The 403-nt window shown below is 76.7% G+C and carries 1 protein-coding gene; it reads right to left on the bottom strand.

What is annotated here, in order from left to right; translation table 11 throughout:
- A partial coding sequence (locus tag NQ036_RS15520) for a hypothetical protein (protein ID WP_257060038.1) occupies nt 1-343 on the bottom strand: 343 nt, incomplete at its 3' end.
- Between the last annotated feature and the right edge of the window lie 60 nt (nt 344-403).

Genomic DNA, 403 nt, shown 5'->3' with positions numbered 1-403 from the left:
CCTCGGCGGGGCGGCCGGCCGTGCCCTGGGCGCGGACCGTCGCCTGGAAGATGGTGCCGCGGATGGGGTGTGGCACGCCGAAGCGGGTCTGCGCCGCCGCGTTGGTCAGCCCGACCTTGTAGCCCACCGGCGCGCCGTGGCGCTCGGCGAGGAGAGGGACGAGCTTCTCCCGCGCGCAGAGGGCGTCCTCCATCGTCAGCGACGGCCCGTAGCCCTGGGAGGGGCGGCTGGCGAGGATGTCGGCCGCCACGCGCGCGACCTCGGCGTCCTCCGGGCAGGCGGCGCGGGCGGCGAGCGGCGCCCCGAGGAGGCCGATGGCGGCAAGGAGGACGAGGCGGTGCATCGTTCTGTTTCTCTCCCGAAGCCCGGGCCTCCAGGGGCCCGGTTCTGTCCCGTGCGGGCC

The sequence above is a fragment of the Brevibacterium sp. 91QC2O2 genome (assembly GCF_024580695.1).
Lineage (GTDB): Bacteria > Actinomycetota > Actinomycetes > Actinomycetales > Brevibacteriaceae > Brevibacterium > Brevibacterium moorei.
Note: the sequence above shows the minus strand (reverse complement) of the source record. Positions and strands in the feature narration are given on the sequence as shown.